This is a genomic window from Taishania pollutisoli (genome assembly GCF_014518315.1).
GTDB lineage: Bacteria > Bacteroidota > Bacteroidia > Flavobacteriales_D > Crocinitomicaceae > Taishania > Taishania pollutisoli.
Genome location: NZ_JACVEL010000001.1, coordinates 726,292 through 747,322 on the forward strand (window position 1 = coordinate 726,292; position 21,031 = coordinate 747,322).

Sequence of the window (21,031 nt, forward strand, 5' to 3'; positions counted from 1 at the left end):
TGCTTAAAAAATCCCCCTTGGAAATAATCAAAAAGGGGGATTTTTTCTTAAAACTAACAGTATAACTCCATGAAACATTTAGTATTCTTCACGTGGTTTCTTTTAACAAGTGTTGTTACGTTCTCACAAACAGCGACTGTAAAGGGGAAAGTGACAGACGTAGAAACAAATGAAGGTGCAGTCGGCGCTTTGGTTCAATTCTCACCGGAATTAAAAGCAAAAACAGATATTGACGGGTTCTATACCATCGAAAACGTTCCTTACGGAAAATACACCGTTACACTATCAATGGCAACCTATGAAACAAAAACGGTTTCAGTTACCATTGGTGTTGAAAACCAAACTGTAGATTTCGTATTGGGATCCGAAGAAATTTTAGAAGAAGTCAGCGTTGTAGCAAGCCTTGTTCAAGACAGGAAAACACCTGTTGCCGTTTCAACATTGGGCAAAAAAGAAATTACTGAGGAATTGGGTTCGCAAGATCTTCCGATGGTACTGAATTCCAAGCCTGGTGTACATGCAACACAACAAGGAGGTGGAGACGGTGATGCGCGCATCACGATCCGTGGTTTTGACCAACGAAACGTTGGTATGATGATCGACGGTGTCCCTGTAAACGATATGGAAAACGGATGGGTGTACTGGTCCAACTGGTTTGGTCTGGACAACATCACACAACAAATCCAGGTACAAAGAGGTTTGGGTGCGACCAAACTGGCAATGCCTTCTGTAGGAGGTACCATGAACATTATCACTGAGAATGCATTTGGTAAACCGGAAGTAAAAATTCAGCAAGAATATGGTTCCGGAAATTTCTTTCGAACATCGTTATCCTATAAATCAGGGATGTTAAAGAACGGATGGGGAGTTGTTATGTCTGCTTCTTACAAACAAGGTAACGGATGGGTAGACGGATTGTTCACGCAAGGAGGGTTTTACTACCTGAAAATTCAGAAGAAAGTTAAAAATCATGTGATTTCCCTAAGTGGTTTCGGAGCACCTCAACAACATGCGCAACGTTCGTTCAATCAACCTATTTCATATTGGGATGCAAATTATGCGGCCAAATTGGGGATTGATACTGTCGGTGCAAGAAACAATGGGATTCGTTACAACCCCCACTATGGGTACTACACAGACGAGAATGGAAAGCAGAAAATTATGGCTGAACGAAGAAATTATTACCACAAACCTCAGATTACGCTGCGGGATTTCTGGAAAGTCAATGACAAATTATCATGGACAAATACAGCTTATGTTTCCATTGGTAGGGGTGGAGGTGAACGTGCCAGAAACTCTCAAATGCTATATAAAGAAGATAAGACTATCGACTGGGATCAAACCATCAAAAACAATCAAGAAATGGATCTTTTCGGAGTACAAGTTCCAACAATACTCCCTCAATATAGCAACACTGAATTAAACTCTTCTCAGATATTGGCATCAATGGTTAACAACCACATGTGGATTGGTGGGGTTTCTCAAGTTGACTGGAAAATCAATCAATACTTCACTTTTGCAGGTGGTGCAGATTACAGATGGTACAAAGGTGAACACTATACAGAAATTACAAACTTGTTGGGTGGGGATTACTATGTAAATAATCAGAATCAAAACAGCCCTACCGCAATGATGCGAGAAGGAGATAAGATCGGTTGGCAACCTTATCACAACCACAGAGATGCACTGATGCAATGGATCGGTGGATTTGCACAGCTTGAATTTACAAAGGGAAGATGGTCTGCATTCGCAAATTTATCTGTTGTTGCTAACAGCTACAAAGGAATTGACTATTTCATGAAAAAGGAACTACATATAGATGATACAATTATCTATATAGGAGCGAAAGATCCATCTGTGAAATACAATGATAAAATTTATTCCCATTCATCTAAAGAATTAAAATTCAATCAGACTGAAACATTGTGGTTAACAGGTTTTACAGCAAAAGCAGGGGCCAACTTCAACGTAACGGAACGTTCTAATATTTTCCTAAATGTTGGTTACCTGGACAGAACCCCAATGTTTAGCAATGTAATTGATAACAATACCAATAAGTTCTTTGAAGAAATTGTTAATGAAAAAATCTACGCATTTGAAGCTGGGTATGGATTCCGTCACAAGAAAGTATCCGTCAACGCAAACGGATATTACACCGTGTGGAACAACAAACCATTCCCGTTTGGTGTAAATGTACCGGATCCAAACGATCCGACAACATTTATCCGCGCAAATGTTAACGGAATGGATGCATTACACATGGGTGTTGAAGTAGATGTAGCGTATAATATCCTGAGAAACCTTACAATAGAAGGAATGGCCTCTGTCGGAGACTGGACTTGGCAATCATCCGAAACAGTAGATGTTGTTGGTACAAAGTTTGAATTCGATGCAAAAGGTGTGCACGTAGGAGATGCTGCCCAATCAGTTTATGCAGGGTCCATTCGCTGGGAATTTGTTAAACGTGCATACATCAAATTGAAATACACCTATTTTGACCGGTATTATTCCAACTTTGATCCATTCAGCTTAACAGGAGCGAACGGCGGAAAAGAATCATGGAAAATACCTAGTTATGGTCAGTTATCTGCCCATGTAGGATACACATTGAAGTTTGAAAAATCGGCATTGTCATTCAGAGGAAACGTATTCAACGTATTGAATACACTCTACATTTCCGATGCCAGAAATAACCAAAACGGAAGTGGATTTGATGCTGCTTCTGCCGGAGTATTCTTTGGAATGGGGACAACATTTAATGCTTCAATAGCTTACGAATTTTAATATATAGGAACGATGAAAAAATTATTAATCGCAATCAGCATTTTTACGGCATCATCTGCATTTTCACAGGTGATCAGTATTGCAAGTGCAAGAAGTACAAGTCTCGGACAGACAGTTACTGTTTCAGGAGTTGTTACCAACGGATCGGAATTAGGTGCCCTTCGTTATTTACAGGACGGGACAGCAGGAATTGCTGCATACGGAGGGAATGTTAGTGGAATCAACCGCTATGACTCTATTACCGTAACAGGTCCATTGACAGAGTTCAACGGATTACTGGAAATCGGTACAGGACAGTCCGGAGGAAATCCGACATACATCAACCACGGTCCTGCACAAGTTATTCCACAACCGCTGACAGTTCCATTGTCTGCTGTGAATGAAGCAGTAGAAGGGCAATTGGTGGTGATCAACAACGTTACCTTTACGACAAGTGGTTCATTTGCTTCAGGAAATTCAACTGTTCAGGTAACAGATGGTTCCACAACATTGGACATCCGTATCAACGGAACAACAAATATTGATGGTACGAATATTCCTTCAGGAACAGTTTCTATCACAGGTGTAGTAGGACAGTTCAACACGAACTACCAGATCATTCCGAGAGACTTGAATGACATCGTTCCATACGTTGCTCCGCAAAGAGAGATCAACGTACTTGTAAACGGAACAACATACTTGTCAGGAACAACATTTTATTTAGGAACTGCGACAACGGCAAATATTACAGTTGAAAACCTGGGAGTAGGTAATCTGGCAATTAGCGGCGCTTCATTTACAGGAACGCAGGCAGCAGCTTATTCTACATCTATTGTACCGGGAACTGTAGGTCCTGAAACGAATAATGCATATACATTGACGGTAACACCGACAGCAAATGGATCACACAATGCAACATTGACCATCTCATCTGACGATGCAGATGAAAGTTCATATGTGATTAACTTCGAAGCAGCAGGTACAGACGGATTGGCAACACAACCGACTTCCAATGCATCAGCATTGACATTCCCTGTTAATAAAGCATACCGTGTAAGCGGATCATTCAATGCTGGAGCTGGAGCAACAAAATACCTGGTACTTTGGAACAACGGAAGTGCTGTAACAGGTGCACCTGTTGACGGAACAACTTACCAGAGAGGAGATGTGATCGGTAATGCACGTGTGGCATATGTAGGTAGTGCAACGGGTTTTACTCCTCGTGGAGTGATTGCCAATCAAAACTATCATTTCGCTGTTTATGCATTTAACGGCTCAAATGGTATTGAAAATTACCTGACAACCGCTCCAGCAATTGGTTCTGTCACTTCAGGAGGACAAGAAATAGGGAACTATTATTCGAGTATTTCTACAGACCAGTCTACATTTGCCGCAGATTTGAAAGCACTGACAAATCCACATACAATGATCACCTACTACAATTATCTGCAAACGATGTTGAATAATTTTTCTTTGAGGGATACAACAGGCGGTCAAACGTATGTAGAATGTTTGTATTCCGGTCACAAAGAAGTATTCTCCGGAACATTTACATGGACAGATGCTAATTTTTCAAGAGAACACGTATATGCACACTCCTGGATGCCAGGAAATCCATACAACAGTCCTGAGCACCCTGCTTATACAGACCAGCACAACTTGTTCCCCGTTCGTATGCCTAATGTAAATGCCGTTAGAAGTAACTATCCTTTTGGTGAGGTTGTATCTGTTCAAAGTTCATACTTGGATTCAAAGTTCGGAGCAAATGCTGAAGGAAGAACTGTTTATGAACCACGGGATGAAATAAAAGGTGATGTAGCTCGTGCCTTGATGTATATGGCAACAACATACAATGGAACCGGAGGTGGTATTTGGGCATTTCCAGAGCAAATCAGCTTCCTCATTATGTACGGACAAGATCCTGAAGTAATCCGTCAATGGCACTTTGAAGACCTTCCGGACAATTTCGAAATTGCACGTAATGAATACATTTATAGCGTTCAAGGGAACAGAAACCCATTTATTGACTCTGTTGACTATGCATGTTATATTGACTTTGGTTCAATGAACTACAATGGAACAGGATGTGGTCCATTGAGTGTGAAAGAAGTAATTACATCAAATGATGTTTTGATTTTCCCTGTGCCTGCAAGCAACAACTTGTCTGTATTGGTTAACAACACACAAATTTCAGGATATGAACTGATTGATTTGCAAGGACGTGTGATCATCACCGGAAAAGAAGTAAACGCAGTTTCAACAGATATCAACGTAAACGGATTGATTTCAGGAAGCTACTTGCTTCACATCACGACACCAAAAGGTGAAGTAACACAAAAAGTAATTATTAAATAAGTTGATCCATTGAAAAATGAGTAAACTCGTTTATTCGCTATTTTTAATGATTGGAGCAGGTCTGATGGCCTGCTCTTCTCTTTCTGTCAGGCAAGAATCTTATGAATTGATTCCCGTTCAGGGCACGCCGGGCGAACATTCCGTGTTGGAAACAGAAATACAACCCTACCGGGATTCGGTTGAATGGGAAATGAACAAAGTGATTGCTTTTGCAGACACAAATTTTGTCCCGGAACGGCCATGCGGGAACCTTAACAACTGGGCGGCCGATGCATTGCTGACCAACCAGACAAAAAACGTACGTTTAAATGTTCCTATCATGTGTCTGCTGAATACGGGCGGACTACGAACAACCATCAACAAAGGGGATGTAACCATTGGTGACTTGTTCAAAATCATGCCTTTTGACAACCTTACCGTGTGGGTCAGAATGCCTGTCGAAGTGATTCCAGAAATCGCGGCCTATTTGGAAAAGACCGGCGGAGAACCGATTTCCGGAGCCCGGCTTGAAAACGGAAAATTGACTGTAAACGGGGTCGAAGCGACTACCAAAGAATTCATTATCATCACTTCTGACTACCTGTTGAACGGAGGAGATAAAATGTACTTTTTCCAAAAAGCAATTGAAGTCATTGACACCGGGAAGTTAATCCGCGATTGCATCATCACTGAAGCAAAAGAACAAGGAACGTTGATCAGTAACCCTGAAAACCGTATCATCATCCAATGAAAAGAATAGATTTTGTCAGAAATACGTTTGCTGTTGCCGGAGGGCTGATCCTCTCCCCTTCCTTGTTTTCTCAGAAACCGGAAAAAAAACAGATCAAATTAACGATTCTCCATACCAACGACACGCATTCCAACATTGATCCGTTTCCCGCCAATCATGCGAAATTTCCCAACCGCGGGGGCGTGGTGTGGCGCCATGAACTCATTCAGAAAATCCGGTCGGAAGAAGAGCACGTATTGCTGCTGGACTCCGGGGATCTCTTCCAGGGAACACCTTATTTCAACAAGTACAAAGGTGTGCTGGAAATGAAACTAATGTCCGAAATGGGCTACGAAGCATCGACTATGGGAAACCATGAATTTGACCTGGGATTAGAGGGATTTAAAAATGCCAAACGGTATGCTAAATTTCCGTTTATCTGCAGCAATTATGATTTCTCGGACACCATTCTCAACGGTGAAACCATTCCACATCTGATCATTCGAAAAGGAAAATTAAAAATCGGGATTTTAGGACTGGGTGTTGAAATGGAAGGGCTTGTTCCCAAGCTGTGTTACGAAAACAGCAAATACCTCGATCCCATTACTGTTGCCAATGAACAGGCACAACTACTCAAAGACAAAGGCTGCCATTTCATTATCTGTCTTTCACACTTAGGATTTGAATACACCGATTCCAATAAAGTATCCGATCGGATTTTGGCTCGATCTACCAAAAACATTCACCTCATCCTGGGCGGTCATACACACACCTTTCTGGAAAAACCTGTCGAAGAAATCAACCTCGATGGTGAAAAAGTGCTGATCAATCAGGTTGGCTGGGCCGGTGTGAACCTGGGAAGGCTGGATTTCTTTTTTTCGTAGAAATCACTTCATAACGAACCGTTCGTTAAGCTTTCAAATTGAATATACGCCACCCTTCCCGTGTAATCCGGTAGCAATAGTTCAACTTGACCGGTTCGCCGAAATACGCAACTTCCTGTTCGCCTACTTTTTCGGCTCCCAACCGTACAATGGCAATCTGTGAACGTTTGTTTTCCGAACCGATGTGAAAATGGACCGTTTCCACAAACCAGAAAATGTAGTCCAGCATCATGGTTTTTACACCCCGGTTAATGCCTTTCCCCCAACACGATGTCGCGTAAAAGGTGTAACCAATGAAGATGCTGTTTTCTCCTTCGTTGTAATCGTAAAAGCGGGTACTTCCGATGACCTGTGCGGTTGTTTTGTCCACAATTTTAAATGCACCTCCACTTTGAATGGCACCGTCAAAAAATACACGGAACACTTCTTTTTTCCAGCGGTCTTTATTGGGGTGCTGTTCCCAGATGTTCGGGTCTGAGGCAGTTGCGTACAAGGCATCGAAATCTGTGTCCTGCAGGGGAAGCAAGAGAATGGTGTCGTTTTCTAATGGAGATTGAATCGAAAAATGCATTGGTGATTGTATTTGGCTGCGTTTCAAATGTGTTTATTTACCGGTTTTCAGTACTTTCTTCATCAGGAGATCTGTCTGTTCATCCTTTCCGAGTTTGAATACGTGTTTGTCAAATGCAACAAATCCATTCTTTTGGTAAAAGTTAATTGCCCTCGGGTTTTCTTCCCACACCCCCAGCCAAACATAGTCCACGTTTCTTTGTTCAGCCAGTTCCATCGCTTTTTCGTACACTACCTGCCCTACCCGTTTTCCATGGTATGCCCTCAGCACATAAATCCGTTCGATTTCAAGTGCATTACTGTCCTGTAATTCCGTTTGTGCACCACCGAAATTCACTTTCAGATAACCAATCACGCTTCCTCCCAAACGAGCGAAATAAAAGACGGAGTGCTTGTTATTCAACTCTTCGGTCAATTTTTGCACTGAAAATCCCTCCTCGAGGTAATTATCCATGTTTTCTGCCGAATTGTAGGATGAAAACGTTTCTGAAAATGTTGCCCGGCCGATTTCCTGCAACAACGGGAGTTCTTCCAGTGTCACCTGCGTTAATTCAAGTTCTTCCATTTTGATGACTGTTATATTGCTTCACAATAGTACGTTATCTTCTCCGATTCCTCTTAAAAATGGGTCACAAAAAAACGGATGAAGTTCCCTCCACCCGTTTAAATTGTATAATGCTGTTTTCTGAGGTCAGGCTTTCAGCGAAGCCATATCAATGACAAACCGGTATTTGACATCTCCCTTCAATAACCGCTCATATGCATCATTGATATCCTGCATGCGGATCAGTTCAATATCGGATGTAATGTTATGTTTTCCGCAAAAATCAAGCATTTCCTGCGTTTCCGAGATACCTCCAATCATAGAACCTGAAAAACTCTTACGTGCCGGGATCAGGCTGAACGGTGCCACCGGAAGCGGATGTTCAGGCGCTCCGACCAATGTCAGCGAGCCATCCCGTTTCAATAAACGCAAATATGCGTTGATATCGTGTTGTGCCGAAACACAATCCAGCATAAAATGAAAGGTTCCTACATGTGCATTCATTTGCGCTTCATCCGTAGAAAGAATCACTTCGTCCGCACCCAATCGTTTGGCATCTTCCACTTTCGAGGTGGACGTTGTGATCACAACCACATGTGCTCCCATTGCCTTTGCCAGTTTCACTCCCATATGTCCCAAACCACCGATGCCCACTATTCCGACTTTTTTACCCGGACCAACGTTCCAGTGTCTCAACGGTGAATAGGTTGTAATTCCTGCACACAGCAACGGTGCTGTAGCAGCCAGATCAAGGTTTTCAGGCACGTGCAACACAAATGCCTCATCCACTACTACACTTTGAGAATAACCTCCAAAGGTATGTGTTCCCAGGTATTTATCCGGAGAATTATACGTTCCTGTATTTCCTTGCTCACAGTATTGTTCCAACCCTTCTTTACAACTTTCACATTCCCGGCAGCTATCCACCATGCAACCAACGGCAGCCAGGTCACCTGCTTTGAACCTGGTTACACCACTACCGATCTTTATAATGCGCCCTACGATTTCGTGTCCCGGCACATTCGGGTAGATCGTCCCATGCCACTCATTGCGCGCGGTGTGCAAGTCGGAATGACAAACACCGCAGTATAGAATCTCAATTTCCACATCCGTTGCCGTTACTTCCCGGCGTTCAATGTTCATTTCTTTTAAAGCAGCTTCCGGGGCTTCCGTTCCGAATGCTTTTACGGTATATGTATTCATTGCGTTTATTATTTAACATCTGTAGCAAAAATAAGTAATCTCCCTCCTGTCAGGATTACTGACAGGCTCATTTAACATTTCTCCGAGACGCAGCACGCGCTATGAATTATTTCCTAAAACTCGAAAATAAAACCGATCGACGGTACGATTGTTGCCGAACGCTGGTTCAGAATATATGGAATGGCATTGCTTCCATCTGCTGCGACAGGGTTCCCGTCTGTTGTGGCAAATCCCGTATTGTCCTCATTTCTCTGGAATGTAAACCGTGGCAAATAAGGTGTTTTATAGAGAAACACATTTTGAAAATCAACAAACAGCGTCAAACTGGTTTTTTTGAAATTAAATTTCTTATCCACCCGCAAATCGAGTTGATGAAAGAATGGCAAACGCTCACTGTTTAGCTGGGAATAATCATACACCCCTACTCCGCTTGTCAGATAAGTGGCGGTTGATTGCGCCACATTAAATGGTGTATACGGCTGACCTCCAGCGATTCTGTATTTTGCCCCGATTTCCCAGTTTTTCTTGAATTTATACCCCAATGTTGTCGAGACAATGAATCCATAGTCCCATGTAGAAGGACGAAACGCGCCATCAGCCCCTGAAAATTCCGATTTGTAAAGGGTTGCACTCACGACATAAAACAGGTTTTTAATCAGTTTTTGCTGTACGTAGGCCTCCACTCCGTATACCCGTCCTTTCCCGATTGAAGTATACGTATCATTTCCTACAGCAGAAAAATCTGTTCCGATATTCGCCATAGAAATACCATTGGTCAATGATACCGGATACTGTCTGTAATCTTTGTAAAATACTTCAAATGTGAACCGGAAATCACTTCGCGGAACAAATTGTGTCCCCACAGTATAGTGAATTGCCTGAATATAGTCCAGGTCTTTATTCACCAGGGTATTTGAGGAATCTCTGTAACCCAGTGCGGTATAGGGTGCTAATTTATAATAACTTCCCGCTGAAGCAGATACATTCCATTTCGGATTGAACGCATAGGAAACTGAAAACCGCGGAGAAAGTGTTTTCAATGGATTCAAACCCGTTGTTGTAAACGTATTTAGGTCTGTTCTCAATCCTCCGGAAAGCAATAACTTCTCATTAAACAGGTATTTACTGGTATGAACATACGCTCCCATTTTAAAGAATTCAATTGCGGTTTCACTCGCAAAGGTAATTGCAGGACTCACGACATTACCAGCAGAATCCGTTACTTCCTTCGAGATGGTATTGAACAGGGACGCGTCATATTTCACATATTGTCCGCTCACTCCGTAGCTGAATTTCCATCCGTTCACATATTTATTCATATCGAAGCGTAACTTATTTTCCGTTTCATGGCTACCGAGGCTGAACAACTTGTTTCCGGTTGCACTGGCATTGTTTTCATACCGGTCTGCTCCATTAAAAAACATATTCCTACTGAGTGCAACAGTGAAAAATCCATTGTTGACCAATCGTTTAAGCGATGCTCCAACTGTGTAATTCCATTGATTGAGCAACGGGTTTGAACGCAGGATATATTCGTTTTCAGCATCCGACGACTTGGGTGCTACCAGACGAAATTTATCAATGGCACCGATTCCGATAAAATTCAATTCTGTTTTATTGTTGATCTTGTGATTGATTTTGTACTGAAAATCCCAGTAATCCGGGCGGATGGGCAAGTCCAGTAACTGAAATAAAAATTGCAGGTAGGATCTGCGTGCGGAAGCTAAAAACGTTGTTTTCTTGCCCAAAGGACCTTCCAGTGTGGTTGCAAATTCACTCCCTGACAAACGGATGTTGCCACTCAATTTATCGGGGTTCCCTGTACGTTGCTGAATGACAATCGTAGAAGCAAGCGCATTATCGTACCGGCTGTCGAACGCGGAAGATGTCAATTGGACGTCATTGATAAATGAAACATTGAGAATTCCTGTCGCCCCGCCACTTGCTCCCTGTGTCTGAAAATGGTTCAGTACCGGAATTTCTATCCCGTCAAGGTAGTACACATTTTCACTGGGGCCTCCACCGCGAACAATGATGTCATTCCGGTTGGCGGTTGTTCCTCCGGCCACTCCGGGAAGCACCTGGATTACCTTGGAAACATCAAAATTTCCTCCCGGGTTTACTCTAATTTCTTCCGCCGTGAGTTTCTGCGTTGCCAGTGGTGTTGTCATATCGGTAGCTCGCGCTGATTTGGCCAGGCTCACTACCACCTCATCCAATTCCTGCACTCCGGGGTTCATCTCAACCTGTACTACCAGTGCATTTCCCGAATTGACATTTAAATTGTACAATGAAACAGGTTCATAGCCAATAAATGTCGCTTCCAGGTTGTACTTCCCAACGGGAGCTTTCAGGTTAAAGGCACCATTCTCATCCGAAAGCGCATAGATGGTATCCTGGCCGCGAAGCGCCAGTTTCACCCCCATCAATAATTCCTGAGTATTCTTATCTTTGACCGTACCATTTATTGTTCCGATATTCTGGGAAAACAGAAGAAATGGTGCAAAAACGTACAAAAACAGGTGGATTGTTTTCATAAAATGATGTATTTTTGTACAAATCTATACTTTTATTTTTATTTTAGAACAAAAACATACTAAAAAATAACGAATGAATAGTCTTGAGTTAGTAAAGGTGCTGATTGAGAAGCTGGAACAGTACGAAGGCGGTGAGGCAGATAAGGACAATTTGTCATTGGAGGGGTATATCCAATCGCTGGGTCCGGCAATACAACCGGAGGCATATAAAAATTCACTGGTCGGAACGTATGAAAAGCCGGAGGCAGAACGTTCGTTCCACATTGAAAATAATATCGAACGGGTAATTTCCCAGCATGTATTGTTTTTATACCGTTACATTAAATTCTATTCCAAAATTGCTTTTTCGGAAAGCAGGATTAAAACATTGGAAGAGTTTAGTTTTTTAATTACCGTCATGCAACACCAGCGGATTTCCAAGACAGATCTGATCAAGCGAAATGTATTTGAGAAAAGCAGTGGTATTGAGATCATCAACCGGCTGATCAAGGCAAAGATGCTGATGCAGCAGGACAACCCGGAAGACCAGAGAAGTCAGCTTATTTTGTTAACGGACACCGGAAAATTTGAATTGTTCGGTATTTTTGGCAAGATGAATACCCTTGGTAAAATCGCCACCGGGGAGTTGACACAACGCGAAAAGGAGCAGTTGACGATCCTGTTGAAAAAATTGGATACGTTTCATTTCGATAATTATACCAACAAAACCTTTCAAACACTGGAGGATTACCTGCCACAACAATAAGCTTATTCATTTTGTTACCCGGGAAAAAGGCCGAACGTCCTGTTTAAAAAAAATGCTTATATTTGAAAATGAGCTAAATCAGGTATGTGTTCTCATACAATTTTGCCTGTTTCACTAAATCAAAACGTATGTTTTAATTAAACACTTCTACCATGATTTTACGATTATTTTTTTTAAGCATAGCAATGATGGCAAGTACCTCCGGTTTTGCTTCAGACACTACTCTTATATTCCGGCAATTGTCCTATTCCAAACTATTTGATACTGCGAAGGAAGAGAATAAGATTGTGATGTTGTATTTTCATTTTGATGGCTGCGGAGCCTGTTTTCAGATGGAAAAAACGGCTTTCAGTGACCCGGAGGTTGCTCGGTTTTACAATTCAAACTTTATAAATTTTGAAGTCAACACATTAAAAGAAAAGGGGATAGAGGTCAATAAGGTTTATTCCATTAAAATGCACCCTACATACTTATTTCTTGATCAGTCGGGAAATGAACTACACCGGATCGTCGGGGTGTTCTCTCCTGAAGAGTTTTTAGAACAGGCGCGGCATATTATAACAAATGGCAAGGTGCTTTCCGATTACAAAAAACAATACGCCGCGGGTAACCGGGATTCGGATTTCTTATTTGCGTATTGTTACATGTTGAGGGATGCGTTTGAGCTTGATTCAAGTATTGTAATGGATTACTTAAATACAGTAGAACCTCACGATCTTTCTGAAGAAAAAAACCTGAAATTCATCTACGAATTCTGTGTACATAATTCACAAACGTTTATTCCTTTTGACAGTCCGTATTTTTCATTTCTGAAACAAAACAAAGAAAAATTTTATGTGTATTTAGAGAAAGACCAGGTCACTGCACGAATCGCACGGATAATAAACGAAGCTTGTTACATTGCTATAGAGCACAAAGATGAACCTGCTTTTAAAAAAGCAATACAGGCATTGGAGGAATATGACACCGGTGAACCCTATTTGTTCAAAGAAACGGATGGAAGAATAACTGGTATCATGGGTATCCACCTAGTTTTACAGACCTCCCTTGCTTTTTATGATCGGATTGGTGATACTGTTCACTATAACAAAACATTAGAATCGTATATTTCCAAGATTTGGGATGATGAAAACAGCCTGAATTTCTATGCATGGGGAGTAGTAAATTCACAAGCAAATGCGGGTGAAACAAATAAAATAAAAACGGCTATAAAATGCTCGATCCGTTCGATAGAACTGAACAATAACTATGCGAACAATGATACTTACGCCTGGTTGCTCTACAAATCAGGCGATCAGCAGAAAGCCCTTACTCAGGCTGAAAAAACAATTGAAATTGCAAAGAAAAATAACGAAAATTATACAGAAACCCAGAAACTGGTAGACCTCATAAAAACAGGAAAATAAGGAGATTCCGTAGATTGTATACCTCAACGAATAGCTTTTTACCCGTTAGATATCTATGTCCCTGATTACATTCAAAACATTCGACAATGCAGTGGATGCACATCTTCTGAAAATTAAACTGGAGAGTGAAGGAATTACCTGTTTTCTGTTTGATGAACACATTGTATCGATCAATCCGCTTTACTCCAATTCAGTCGGTGGTATCAAGCTTAAAATCAACGAAGAGGATCTTACTCACGCGAAAGAAATTTTGCTGGAACTGGAAGAAACTCCTTATACAACCGATGAGGGAAAAGCCATCCATTGTCCGAAATGTGCATCCACTCACATTCAATCGGGGTATAAATCCATGAAAAACGTCGGTGGAATCCTGGCTGCTATTACATCATTCCTCTTATTTGTTTTTCCTCTGTATAGCAAAGATGTGTACAAATGCCGGGATTGCGGCCAGGAGTTTGAAAAGGGATAATTGAGTGATTGAAGACAATTGGCGCTCAGCAGAGAACCATTTTATCACAATCAATTTGCATCCTCTTGTTTCTTTCTCAAGAGTCCGAAAATTAAAACAATAGCATATGCAAACATGAGCCAGGAAGCAAACGTTTTACTATAGATTTCCGGCATATTGGGGAATAATTTTTCAAAAAACTGCACACATAGTGTATCCAGTAGCATGCCAGGTAGCACCATAATGGCTGCAGATTTTATACTCTCAAGATTACCCAACTTAAATTTATTAAAGACCGCGGTTGAAATAAAACCTAACGCTGGTATCAAAATGATATACAAAGCGACCAGGATTAATACATTGTCAACAATAAAAAAATAGTGTCCTGCGACCCTAAATAATACAGTGGCTGATAGCCACACCAAAAAACCGACAATAAAACTAATCAGCAGGTAATTCTCTTTGTATGTTTTCATTATGAATGAATAAATTGGTTCCTATAATGTTGACCTGAAGTAGTTACGTTGTCATTCTTTAGCAGCCTAAATTTCAATTGCAAGGTTATTGAGCCCAAAGCTACTCATTGCAGGAGATAAAAACAAAAAAAGTACTCTCAAATCATTCTGCCAGATTTTCACCATCATCATACTTGCTATTTGTGTTTTTTATCTGTTCGGTTTTGATCTCATGTAGTGAGTTTTTTAAACAAGAAAAAAGACCTGTAAAACTAACAGGTCTTTTCAATAAATAGTATGTAGTATGAAAGGATCAATGAAGGTGGTATATTTCTACGGTGTCACTTAACCACTATTCTGGAAAGTGTCCGTTCGGGTTGTACTTTTTAAAATCTTTGTCCGTGCAAAGGTATCTCCCTCGGAACGCATTTGCACGACCGTTAATTACGTTTTTCACACGCCGGCTTCCTCTTACGGCAAATAAAGAGCTATTGCTTTATCTTTGTATTCAGTTCAATTGTAATTTACTTGTATTTGATGCGGTTTTTGGTTGCTTTTATTTTTTCGATTCTACATTTAGCGGTGTTTTCGCAGGAGATGTATTTCGAGAACATCAGCAATACTATGAAGTTACCTTCTCAGGAGTGTTATCATATTTTACAGGATACGAAAGGATATATTTGGTTTGCAACTGAACAGGGATTGTGCAGGTATGATGGCGAAGGATTATCTGTTTATAATGAAAAAAACGGCCTTCCTGAAAAAGCAGTTTATGCGCTTGAAATGGACGAATCAGGAAAAATCTGGATCATAACGTCTACTAACAGAATACTTTATATTGACAATGAAAAGCTACAAGAAGCATCATTCAGTAACGCTTTCAGACAGATATCGAAAGGGAGAATAGTAACCTCACTTGTTTTCGTAAATGCCGAAGAGATGTATCTTGACACGTATGTAAGAGGTACCTTTTTGATTAACAAGAAAACAGGTGCATGTACGGAAATCAAACACACACAAAATTACTACGACTACGATGTCAATTTGATCAATAACAAACTCATCGCGTTCAATGGCAGGGCAAATGAGAATGTGCGTCCTAAGCCTCCGATTTCAGAGAAACTCAACTATTTTATCAGTGGGAAATTAAAACAAGTCGTTGTAGTTCCACAAATAAAATTACCTGTTCGCTCCACTTTTTTGTTAACCTGCTCAATGGCGGACAAAAAATATGTGGCATTTGGTCAGAATTTGATCGTTTTAAATCCTGACGGAACACATGAGACTCATCGCTTGCCCGGAGTAGTTCTTTCCATGTATGCCGATGAAGACGGCGGGCTATGGATAGGAACGTTGTTGAAAGGAGTTTTTTACTATAACAGTGCTGATCTGCAATCAAAGCCGATTAATAGTCTAAACAATTATTCCGTAAGTGGAATCATAAAAGACGCAGAGGGTAATATTTGGTGTACTACGTTGGAAAAAGGACTGTTTTTTTGCAGAAATGAAAAAGTATGGAGTTATAGTATTCCGAATATGCAGCAAAATCCTCAGGTTTTAACATACCTGAATGGTAATCTGTTTGTAACGTGGCAGAAAAAAATCTATGTGCTTAACGATTCTGTTTTAAAAGAGGTTTCATTCGATGTAACAAGTCCGGATTACATTACAGATATAAGTTTTTTTAATCATAAATATTACATCAGTTCTCATGGATTTTTAGTCCTTACTGACGAAAATTTTACACGTATTCATCCTGTCAGGAAGCAAAACTGGCCTTATAATTGTGCTGCCAAACAACTGAAAAGCGCTAACGGAAAACTGTACACGCTGGGAAGTTCATTGATCGGCGAAATTAAAGGTCTTGTTTGCAACTACAGAAAGTCAGTACCTGCCATGCCATTAGGGACTTGTTTCGAACCTTTGGACAATGACTGCTTTTTGGTAGGTACGAGAGATGGTTTGTGGAAGGTTACCTGGATGGGAGATCGTAGTAGCATAATACGAATACCGGGTATTACACAGCCTGTTTCAGATATATTGAAAGATAAAAAGGGTCGTATTTTTATTGCTACAAAAGGTGAGGGATTGTTTCTGTATAAGGACGAAAAACTACTTGCTGTCAATCGTTGGTTTGCTATTCCTGCGCGCATTCTTTTTGAAATTGTTCAGGATGTAAATGAAAACTACTGGATTTCTTCCAACGAGGGCTTGTATTGTTGCACCATGCAGGGAAGCCGGGTTTCTACAAGAGTTTACACCCAATCAGATGGTTTACCGGCTGATGAAGTCCGGGAGTTGGCTGCCACACCTGACCGGATTTTCTTTTCCAGTGTTTTTGGCATTTCTTCTTTGCCTTTGGATTCAGAGGAAAAACGAGGAAATCCCAGAATTTACCTGAGTAATTTACAGATCAACAATAAACATATAAATACCGGGCACTTACCTCACCAACTGAAATACAGTCAAAACACATTCAGGTTTCATTTTGACATCCTCTCATTCAAAGACTTTTCTCCTCACATTGCTTATCAGTTGAAAGGTCGGGATAAGGTGTTCTCTCATAGCAACTCCACCGAACTGGTTTTGGAAAATCTTTCCCCCGGGAAATACAAACTGATTGTGTATGGTGAAAATAGCAAGGGAATCAGAAGTACACAACCTTTTGTGTATACATTCTATATCTCTAAACCCTTCTGGCAAACATGGTGGTTTATTGCATTGGAGCTGGTAACAATGGTACTGATTTTCATCTTCGTACTTCGTGTATTGATCCGACGTGCCCAAAAGAAGTCAGAAGAAAAAAACAGAATAAACGCCTTACTTGCCGAAAGCCAGTTGACTGCGCTTCAGGCACAAATGAATCCGCATTTTGTATTCAATGCCATTAATTCTATTCAGAATTACATACTTAAAAATCAAAAAGAAGAAGCGTACAATTACCTGGCAAAATTCAGTCACCTCATTCGCATGATCTTATACAATTCCCAGAAAAAAATAGTGGTATTGGCCAAGGAACTCGAAATCCTCTCACTGTATGTGGAACTCGAACAAATGCGGTGCAAACAGTCTTTTGATTTTGAAGTTGATCTAAACGAAACGATTGACGAAAACGAAGTTTTGTTACCACCAACACTCATACAGCCACTACTGGAGAATGCGATCTGGCATGGTTTGATACCACTCAAAAACCGTAGAGGAAAGTTACGGCTTTTATTTGCCATTGAGAATAACTTGCTTAAAGTAGTGATTGAAGATAATGGGATTGGCCGGAATCAATCGAAAAGGGAAAAACCAGGCATTGACCACCATTCAATGGCGTTAAATTTGGTAAACGATCGTATTCAGATGACCGGACAACTGTATGATGCAATGGAAGATGCTTCCATTCAAATCGTGGACTTGTACGATGAAACAAACAATCCCCAGGGCACACGAGTTGAAATCTATTTACCGCTTTTATAAACTAAAACCGAAAAGACATGTTACGTGCATTTTTAATAGATGATGAAACTGACAGCATAGAAGTGATGATAAGTTTACTGACTTCTTATTTTCGGGATGAAGTCACTGTTGTTGGTACGGCAACATCTGCACAAGAAGCTTTTGAAACAGTGCCGCAAATCAAACCCGACGTGATCTTTCTGGATATACAAATGCCCGGAGAAAACGGCTTCGCATTTTTGAAAAAAATGACCGTTATCGATTTTGAAGTCATCTTTGTTACCAGCCATGACGAATTTGCACTCAAAGCAATAAAGTTCAGCGCACTTGACTATTTGCTTAAGCCTGTAATAATAAACGACTTAAAACAAGCGATTGATAAAGCAAAACGGGTAGTTGATCAAAAGGTGTTCAGGCATTCACAGGTACTCAATCTTATTGCAAATATTGAATCCAACGAAGATTCACAAAAGATCGCTGTACATTATGGAGATGAAGTCAGATTCTTGAAGCTAATTGACATCATCTACTTTGAAGCACATGGTCGATATACAACTATTTATCCCATATCGGGTGAGAAGTATATTGTAGCAAATCATCTTAAAATGCTGGAAGAAACGCTGGAAGAATTGGCCTTATTTGTGCGTGTAAATAAAAGTTGCCTCGTCAATATTGAATACATTACCGCTTATTCCAAAAAGGAGCCTTATTACCTGAGACTCAACAACGGAAAGGAATTTGATATATCGCGCAGAAAAAGACAAGAAGTAATGGATAAGTTGAAAGAAAGAAAAATATAACAACCAGCCTTCTTCTCTGTCTTCACAGGGTTCTGCCGCTCCATCTCCCGACTTAGCTCTCAGCAATGTTGGCTTAAATAGAATTGACCTCCCTTCAAAAAACGAGGTCATTTAAAACCAGAGAATTTCGGGCATCAAAAGCGTAAACAATTTAAATTGATACAACGAAAAAGTCAAAATTTAGTGACGCTCAGATCATTTTTGCACTCAAGCAAGTAAAAACACATTAATCAATTGAAATTAAAGCCCATTTTTTGGAAATAACGTTTTGGGGGTTGCGTTCGGGCGGATTTCGGAGCACAAAGTTTCAATGTATTACTAAAGTTTATTGGAAGCACAAATTTCCAAGTTTGCATGTCACCCCGCCTGACGCAAAACCCGTGTTAACGGTTCGTTGTTATTTCCGTTTTATTTTCCAATTATTTTCTTTCTGTGGTTTTGTCCCCAATCACGCAACGCTTTCATTACGTCAAACAATGTTTCTGCGTGTTCTGTTATTTCATATTCAACTGTCGGTGGAAACGTGTCGTAAACTGTCCGTTTCACAAGATGATTGGCTTCCAAGTCTTTCAATTCTTTGCTAAGCATTTTGTCGCTGATGCCGTCAACTTCTCTTGTAATTTCTTTGAAACGTTTTGCACCGCCCGACAACGAAAACAAAATCGGAAGTTTCCAATTTCCGCTTAGCGTTTCCATTGCATCTTTTATGGCACGAATGCCTGTTGAATCGCATTTAATTGTCTTTGCCATTGTCTAAAATCTCATTACTAACCCAAAAGTAATCGCTAACTGTCGGGTTAGTGCTTACCAATGGTTAGCAAATGTAAATAATTTTGCAACGTCAAACGAAATAAATTTTAGAACAATGAATAAAGAGAAAAAAATCTATTGGACAGCAACCATTATCGCAATGGTTTTAATTGTGTTACCCTCGTATTTCGCACCACGTGAATACTTAATTGAAACCATTCGCAGAATGGAATTTCCAAGTTATTTTGGATTAGAGTTAGATATTCTGAAAATTGTTGGTGCAATAATAATTCTAGTTCCTGCAATTCCAACAATGTTCAAAGAATGGTCGTATGTAGGTTTCGGAATACTTTTGTTGTCAGCAAGTTTAGCACATTGGCTTGTTGACGGACCTGTAAAAGGTATTGCACCACTTGTTCCTTTTGCAATTCTTTCTGCGTCTTACTACTATTTCAGAAAACTGAATTATGCGAAGTAAAATATTCATTACAATTTTTGCTATGAGTTGTCTAACAGCTTGTGGTCAGCAAGCCGAAAAGCAAGACAGCGTTGAAACAAAAAATATAACAATTGAAAACAAAATGAAAATAGAAATCTGGTCTGATATAATGTGTCCGTTTTGCTATATCGGAAAACGAAATTTTGAAGCGGCTTTGTCGCAGTTTGCAAACAAAGAACAAGTGGATGTGGAATGGAAAAGTTTCCAACTTGACCCAACTATTCCCGAGGTTCCGAAATACCAAGACAATATGTATATGTTTGTAGCTGACCGCAAGGGTTTCAGTTACGAACAGTCAAAGAAAATGCACCAAGATTTAATTCAATATGCTAAAAGTGTAGGGCTTGAATATAATTTTGATAAAGCACTTGTAACAAATTCATTAAAAGGTCATCGTCTAATACAATTTGCCAAAACAAAAGGTTTGGGCGAAAAAGCGGAAGAACGTTTGTTCTATGCGTATTTCACGCAAGGCAAAAATCTTAGTGATGTCGCAACGTTGATTAAGTTGGGAAAAGAAATTAGTTTAACAGAAACCGAAGTCAACGAAGCATTAACTAATTCTTTGTATGTCCAAAAAGTTGAAAGCGATAGTAAAGACGCCCAAACTTTGGGTGCAAGAGGCGTTCCTTTTTTTGTCATAAATCGTAAATACGCAATTGCAGGTGCTCAACAGCCAAACGAAATTTTAAAAACACTTGAAAAAGCATTTTCTGAATGGCAAAAAGAAAATCCCAATGCGTTAGAAATTCAAGATGGTCAAGTCTGTGAGCCGAATGGTAATTGTAAATAAATCTGTCGGTTGGGGTCGCCCTACAATGACCGCTAACGGTTCGGGTATTGCCGAAGGCGGGGTTTTTTAGCACAAAAGTTCAATCGAAGAACGAAAGTTGAACCTTGCACAAATGCCCAATCGAAG

The 21,031-nt window shown here is 40.4% G+C and carries 17 protein-coding genes; 11 read left to right on the forward strand and 6 right to left on the reverse strand.

Going from position 1 to position 21,031, the window contains the following annotated elements:
- Positions 1-69 precede the first annotated feature (69 nt).
- Genes H9Y05_RS02970 through H9Y05_RS02985 form a run of 4 tightly spaced genes read left to right on the forward strand, consistent with a single transcriptional unit; the run spans position 70 to position 6,711 of the window.
- Positions 70-2,784 (forward strand): TonB-dependent receptor, encoded by a 2,715-nt coding sequence (locus H9Y05_RS02970; RefSeq protein ID WP_216713454.1) that lies wholly within the window; start codon positions 70-72, stop codon positions 2,782-2,784.
- A gap of 12 nt (positions 2,785-2,796) precedes the next feature.
- On the forward strand, positions 2,797-5,118 hold the full coding sequence (locus H9Y05_RS02975; RefSeq protein WP_216713455.1) for an endonuclease: 2,322 nt from the start codon (positions 2,797-2,799) through the stop codon (positions 5,116-5,118).
- Between the two features lie 16 nt (positions 5,119-5,134).
- Positions 5,135-5,848: a 5'-nucleotidase C-terminal domain-containing protein gene (locus tag H9Y05_RS02980; RefSeq protein ID WP_216713456.1), complete on the forward strand. Its 714-nt coding sequence runs from the start codon at positions 5,135-5,137 to the stop codon at positions 5,846-5,848.
- Positions 5,845-6,711 (forward strand): bifunctional metallophosphatase/5'-nucleotidase, encoded by an 867-nt coding sequence (locus tag H9Y05_RS02985; protein ID WP_163490626.1) that lies wholly within the window; start codon positions 5,845-5,847, stop codon positions 6,709-6,711. Before H9Y05_RS02980 ends, H9Y05_RS02985 begins: the two co-directional genes overlap by 4 nt.
- Before the next feature lie 25 nt (positions 6,712-6,736).
- Here H9Y05_RS02985 and H9Y05_RS02990 read toward each other — a convergent pair whose 3' ends face one another.
- The 4 genes from H9Y05_RS02990 to H9Y05_RS03005 all read right to left on the reverse strand — a co-directional run bounded on the left by H9Y05_RS02990 (position 6,737) and on the right by H9Y05_RS03005 (position 11,565).
- On the reverse strand, positions 6,737-7,282 hold the full coding sequence (locus tag H9Y05_RS02990; protein WP_216713457.1) for a GNAT family N-acetyltransferase: 546 nt from the start codon (positions 7,280-7,282) through the stop codon (positions 6,737-6,739).
- A 33-nt stretch (positions 7,283-7,315) separates the two neighbouring features.
- Entirely contained in the window at positions 7,316-7,846 is a 531-nt protein-coding gene (locus H9Y05_RS02995; protein WP_163490628.1) for a GNAT family N-acetyltransferase, read from the reverse strand.
- A gap of 126 nt (positions 7,847-7,972) precedes the next feature.
- Positions 7,973-9,028, reverse strand: coding sequence for an NAD(P)-dependent alcohol dehydrogenase (locus tag H9Y05_RS03000; protein WP_216713458.1), 1,056 nt, complete (start codon positions 9,026-9,028; stop codon positions 7,973-7,975).
- A 113-nt stretch (positions 9,029-9,141) separates the two neighbouring features.
- Positions 9,142-11,565, reverse strand: a complete 2,424-nt coding sequence (locus H9Y05_RS03005; protein WP_216713459.1) for a TonB-dependent receptor — start codon at positions 11,563-11,565, stop codon at positions 9,142-9,144.
- A gap of 73 nt (positions 11,566-11,638) precedes the next feature.
- On the opposite strand from H9Y05_RS03005, the gene H9Y05_RS03010 reads away from it, so the two are divergent.
- The 3 genes from H9Y05_RS03010 (at position 11,639) to H9Y05_RS03020 (ending at position 14,185) form a co-directional block, all read left to right on the forward strand.
- A complete protein-coding gene (locus tag H9Y05_RS03010; protein WP_163490631.1) occupies positions 11,639-12,310 on the forward strand; it encodes a MarR family winged helix-turn-helix transcriptional regulator in 672 nt (223 codons plus the stop codon).
- A 152-nt stretch (positions 12,311-12,462) separates the two neighbouring features.
- The gene (locus H9Y05_RS03015) at positions 12,463-13,716 is read left to right on the forward strand and encodes a thioredoxin family protein (RefSeq protein WP_216713460.1); all 1,254 of its coding nucleotides are present in this window, start codon (positions 12,463-12,465) and stop codon (positions 13,714-13,716) included.
- 55 nt (positions 13,717-13,771) lie between these two features.
- Positions 13,772-14,185, forward strand: coding sequence for a putative signal transducing protein (locus H9Y05_RS03020; protein ID WP_216713461.1), 414 nt, complete (start codon positions 13,772-13,774; stop codon positions 14,183-14,185).
- Between the two features lie 50 nt (positions 14,186-14,235).
- On the opposite strand, the gene H9Y05_RS03025 is transcribed toward H9Y05_RS03020, so the two are convergent.
- The gene (locus tag H9Y05_RS03025) at positions 14,236-14,640 is read right to left on the reverse strand and encodes a DUF5367 family protein (protein ID WP_163490634.1); all 405 of its coding nucleotides are present in this window, start codon (positions 14,638-14,640) and stop codon (positions 14,236-14,238) included.
- Positions 14,641-15,243: 603 nt separating this feature from the next.
- On the opposite strand from H9Y05_RS03025, the gene H9Y05_RS03030 reads away from it, so the two are divergent.
- Positions 15,244-18,084 carry a sensor histidine kinase gene (locus H9Y05_RS03030; protein ID WP_216713462.1) on the forward strand — a complete coding sequence of 947 codons (2,841 nt, stop codon included), beginning with the start codon at positions 15,244-15,246 and terminating at the stop codon, positions 18,082-18,084.
- 17 nt (positions 18,085-18,101) lie between these two features.
- Positions 18,102-18,863, forward strand: a complete 762-nt coding sequence (locus H9Y05_RS03035; protein WP_216713463.1) for a LytR/AlgR family response regulator transcription factor — start codon at positions 18,102-18,104, stop codon at positions 18,861-18,863.
- A gap of 408 nt (positions 18,864-19,271) precedes the next feature.
- On the opposite strand, the gene H9Y05_RS03040 is transcribed toward H9Y05_RS03035, so the two are convergent.
- Complete coding sequence (locus H9Y05_RS03040) at positions 19,272-19,613, reverse strand: winged helix-turn-helix transcriptional regulator (RefSeq protein WP_216713464.1); 342 nt, start codon at positions 19,611-19,613, stop codon at positions 19,272-19,274.
- 115 nt (positions 19,614-19,728) lie between these two features.
- Here H9Y05_RS03040 and H9Y05_RS03045 point away from each other — a divergent pair, with 115 nt between their 5' ends.
- Both H9Y05_RS03045 and H9Y05_RS03050 read left to right on the forward strand, forming a co-directional pair.
- Positions 19,729-20,091 (forward strand): DoxX family protein, encoded by a 363-nt coding sequence (locus H9Y05_RS03045; RefSeq protein ID WP_216713465.1) that lies wholly within the window; start codon positions 19,729-19,731, stop codon positions 20,089-20,091.
- Positions 20,092-20,113: 22 nt separating this feature from the next.
- The gene (locus H9Y05_RS03050; RefSeq protein WP_317170273.1) at positions 20,114-20,905 is read left to right on the forward strand and encodes a DsbA family oxidoreductase; all 792 of its coding nucleotides are present in this window, start codon (positions 20,114-20,116) and stop codon (positions 20,903-20,905) included.
- Positions 20,906-21,031: the final 126 nt, after the last annotated feature.